The 3,722-nt window shown below is 62.3% G+C and carries 3 protein-coding genes; all 3 read right to left on the reverse strand.

Annotated elements, in window-relative coordinates; translation table 11 throughout:
- Window positions 1-85 precede the first annotated feature (85 nt).
- The 3 genes from GGQ88_RS20945 to GGQ88_RS20955 are packed head-to-tail and all read right to left on the reverse strand — an operon-like array spanning window position 86 to window position 3,680.
- Complete coding sequence (locus GGQ88_RS20945) at window positions 86-1,090, reverse strand: site-specific integrase (RefSeq protein ID WP_183615341.1); 1,005 nt, start codon at window positions 1,088-1,090, stop codon at window positions 86-88.
- On the reverse strand, window positions 1,087-2,451 hold the full coding sequence (locus GGQ88_RS20950; RefSeq protein WP_183615342.1) for a tyrosine-type recombinase/integrase: 1,365 nt from the start codon (window positions 2,449-2,451) through the stop codon (window positions 1,087-1,089). The genes GGQ88_RS20945 and GGQ88_RS20950 overlap by 4 nt, the downstream gene beginning before the upstream one ends.
- Window positions 2,448-3,680, reverse strand: a complete 1,233-nt coding sequence (locus tag GGQ88_RS20955) for a site-specific integrase (protein WP_183615343.1) — start codon at window positions 3,678-3,680, stop codon at window positions 2,448-2,450. Before GGQ88_RS20955 ends, GGQ88_RS20950 begins: the two co-directional genes overlap by 4 nt.
- Between the last annotated feature and the right edge of the window lie 42 nt (window positions 3,681-3,722).

Genomic DNA, 3,722 nt, shown 5'->3' on the forward strand with positions numbered 1-3,722 from the left:
TAATCACGAGGTGACGATAATGTGAAGGAAGGCGGCCAGATTGGCTGAGTTCTGGGGTTTCCTGCCAACATTCCTTCACATTATTTCAGAGCGTGTCGAGCCAAGCGAGCACGCTTGTATTGCGCTTCCACGATGGCTGACCGCCGGGTGTTGTCGGAACGGCGACCTGTTCCAGAGCCTTTCGCTTCGTTTCCAGATTGGCCCTGGCATAGTGGTTGGTCGTGTCGAGGCTCACGTGGCCTAGCCAACTGCGGATGACCGTAACATCGACGCCCGCCGATATGAGGTGTACGGCGGTGGCGTGCCGGAAGGCGTGCGGCGTCACGTGCTTGGTACGCAGCGTTGGTGTGGCTTCGGTCGCCGCCTTTACGTAGGCGGCAAGCTTGAACCGGACGCCCGACGCGCTGAGCGGTTCGCCATAGCGGTTAACGAACAGCCGTTGGTCGGGCGCCCGTGGTTGCCGTTCGAGCAGCTTCTTCAGCAGCAAGGCCGTTTCAGGCCAGAGCGGGCAGATGCGTTCCTTCCGTCCCTTGCCGGTCAAGCGCACGCAGCTCGGACTTTCGAACCGGATTGCTTCGGGGCACAGGTCGAGCGCTTCCTGTATTCGTGCGCCGCTGTTGTAGAGGAACGAGAGCAGCACATGATCGCGCATGCCTTCGAGCGTCGAACGGTCAGGCTGGGCAAGGATTGCCGTCACTTCCGCCGGATCCAGATAGCAGGGCTCCGATACCGGCGCGCGCTTGACGGGTATGTTGAGGATTTCGACGCATTGCGCGATCGATGCGGGATCCCTGGTCGCCACGAAGTGGAAGAAGCTGCGGATTGCGGCAAGCCTGCAGTTGCGCGTGCCGATCGTGCCGCCGCGCTCATGTTCAGCGTAACTGAGGAACGCGGAGACCTCGCTGGCGGCCAGATCAGTCATCGTAATCATAGCCACCTTCCTTCCAGCCCGCTGTGCGACGAACCGCAAGAACAGCCGCCAGGTATCGCGGTATGATCGAACCGTATGGATGGATGCGTTGCGCTGCTCGACCAGCCATTCGTAGAAGAACGCGCGCATCAGTACCGGGAACGGGTTGGCCTTGCTCATGTCTGCACCTCCCGCTCCATGCTGAGGCAAGGTGCGCCCACAATGCGGAACCGCTCACTTGCGTAATGCAGCAGATCCTGGGTGACCGTGATGTAGACCAGCGTAGAGTTGATATCCCGGTGGCCGAGGTAGGTCGCGAGGAACGGCAGACGGTCCTGCGGGTTGATGCCCGTCCGGTACCATTCGAGGATCCGGTTCACGACCATCGAGTGCCGCAGGTCGTGCAAACGCGGTCCCGTTCGCCCCTGCGGTGGCTTCAGCCCGGCGCGGCGTATGACGTCAACGAGCAGCCAGGCGACGGCTTGCTTCGTATAGCGGCCGCTCCGCTGCTCGTGCCAGAACAGACCTGACCTCGGATCCTGCGGGGCACCCGCGCGACGCCGCACATCGATGTACGCCCGAAGTTCGGCCATCACAGTGTCGGGCAGCGGCAGTATCCTTGTCTTGTAGAACTTGGTCTGCCGTATAGTGATCGTGCCGCCCTGAAGATCAACATCCCCCAGATCAAGGCGGGCAACCTCGCTGCGCCGCAGGCCCGCGCAATAGGTGAGCAGAAGCATCGTGTAGACACTCAACGGGCGAAGCGACGCTCGCGGAGAGGGGTAAGAGCGAGCAATGTCGAGCATATGCTGCACGTCGGCGGGCGTATAGATATGAGGTTTGCGCCATTGTTTGGCCACTTCCTTCCCCGGACGTGGGTCCGGTCGGCGCGGTGGGATCGACGGATCCCGGTGGCGGAGTATCTTCGCAAGGACGCGCTTCAGCTTTTCGCATTCGGCAGGATGATTGCGCGTGGCCTTCGCCGTCGCCCAGTGTTCGAGCATCACCCCGATCGGTTCATCCTGCAGCGCCGGGTTCAGCTGTAGGAACCGGTCGAACCGCAAAAGCCACACAGGCTGCGTGGTATATTTGTACCCCCTGTTGCGCATCAGCGTAACGTGCTCGGCCATGATCGCGCCCAGCACGCTGCCGAACGGTTTGGGCTGATGCAGTTCGGCAAGGGCTTGTTCTGGATCGCGTGAAGCCAGAGCGCGCCAGACCGGCATGCACTGCTTGACGTTGCACTCCTTGCGCAGGACGACGACGGGATTGCGGTGGATCGCCCCGGTTTGCACAAGGTGATCGAGGAACCGGTCGATAATGCGGGTGCGGTGGAGCAGCGTCGTCGCTGTCCAACGGTCGGACCACGCCCGCAACCAGGCTACCAGCACATCTTGGCCGAGTTCGGTGTGGCGCGCGGCGACGTCCTGGAAGCTGTAGAGCACCTGTTTGTAATAGGTGCGGCTGTTCTTGCTGCGCAGGCCAAGGTCCGCGAGATAGCGCGCGATCAACAGTCGTTCGGGATCGGGCCATGGCGTCATGACAGCACCTCCGATCCCGGAACGTCGAGCGCGATGGCCCGCAGGTCTTCGGTTGCCAGCTTGAGATACGGAGCGGTAGATTCCGTCGAACGATGACCAAGCATATCGCCGATCACCTTTTGCGGGACCGAGGCGCGCAGCATCTCGACCGCGCGGGCATGTCTGAAGATGTGTGGCCCACACTTTCCCGGTGGCTTGACCCCGGCATCCCGGATTCGCCGGAAGACGGCACTATGCAGCACCCGGAGCCTTCCATAGGGTGCACGGGTCCGCACGAACACTTCGCGGGCGTCGGTCTGCGGTCGTCCCGAGCGCAGATAGGTGAGGATGGCTTCGCCCACCGGAGCCATCAACGGCAGATAGGAACAGGCACGGGTCTTGGTGTGGAGGATGCGGATCGATTCCGCCCGCCAGTCGATATCCTCGATCTTCAGACTGCGGATTTCGCCGGACCTCAGACCATAGGTCGCCAGCAGTTGCAGGATCGCCTGATCTCTGAGCCCGATGGGCGTCGTGTCCTTGCTCGCGGTTTCCAGGACGGCGGTGATCTGATCGCGCTCCAGGATCGAGGGCACCCCTTCATAGGCGTACAGCAGCGGAGCGATGATGTGCGGCGACAAGTCGGTTGCGGTGCGGCGCGTCCGGTGCAGATAGCGCAACAGCGAGCGAAGGCGCTCCGCCACGTCCTTCACCGATTTGCGCGTTTGGTGCGGGCTGCGCATGTCCATGTAACGGTCGATGTCACCAACGCTCATTTCCATGAGACAGTCGACGCCGCATCGATCAAGCTGCCAAGCGAGAAAGTTCCGGCCCTCCCACATCAGCGCGTAGATGCTGGGCTCCGCAAGGCCCCGTTCCTCGCGTAGCCAGGTCTCGTATTCGTCGCAGATCGCAAAGCGCAGCGTGTCGGCAGCGCAGGTCGCCTTCGGCGCCGGCGGCCACTGGCCCTGTGCAAGCCGCAGCAATGCGTGGATTCCAGAGCGCGGAATGGAGTGCCAGTACGGCCCCGGAGACCGACCATGGCGTTTGCGGAACATCGCGATCGCATGGTGCAAATAGTACCCCACCTGCGCCTCGGTCACCTCCGCGATCGGGATGCTGCGCCGGGCAAGATAGTCGAGGAACCCGCGCGCATAGGCGCAGTAGTTCCCGGCCACCACCGGGCTGTATCGTTGGCTGGTCAGTACGGATCTGAGTTCGGAGATCAGTTCGCAATCGGTATTCGGCATTGACGGCTCCTCTGCTGGTCAAACGACAGCAGAGGTTCGTCG

Source organism: Novosphingobium hassiacum (assembly GCF_014196055.1).
GTDB classification, from domain to species: Bacteria; Pseudomonadota; Alphaproteobacteria; order Sphingomonadales; family Sphingomonadaceae; genus Novosphingobium; species Novosphingobium hassiacum.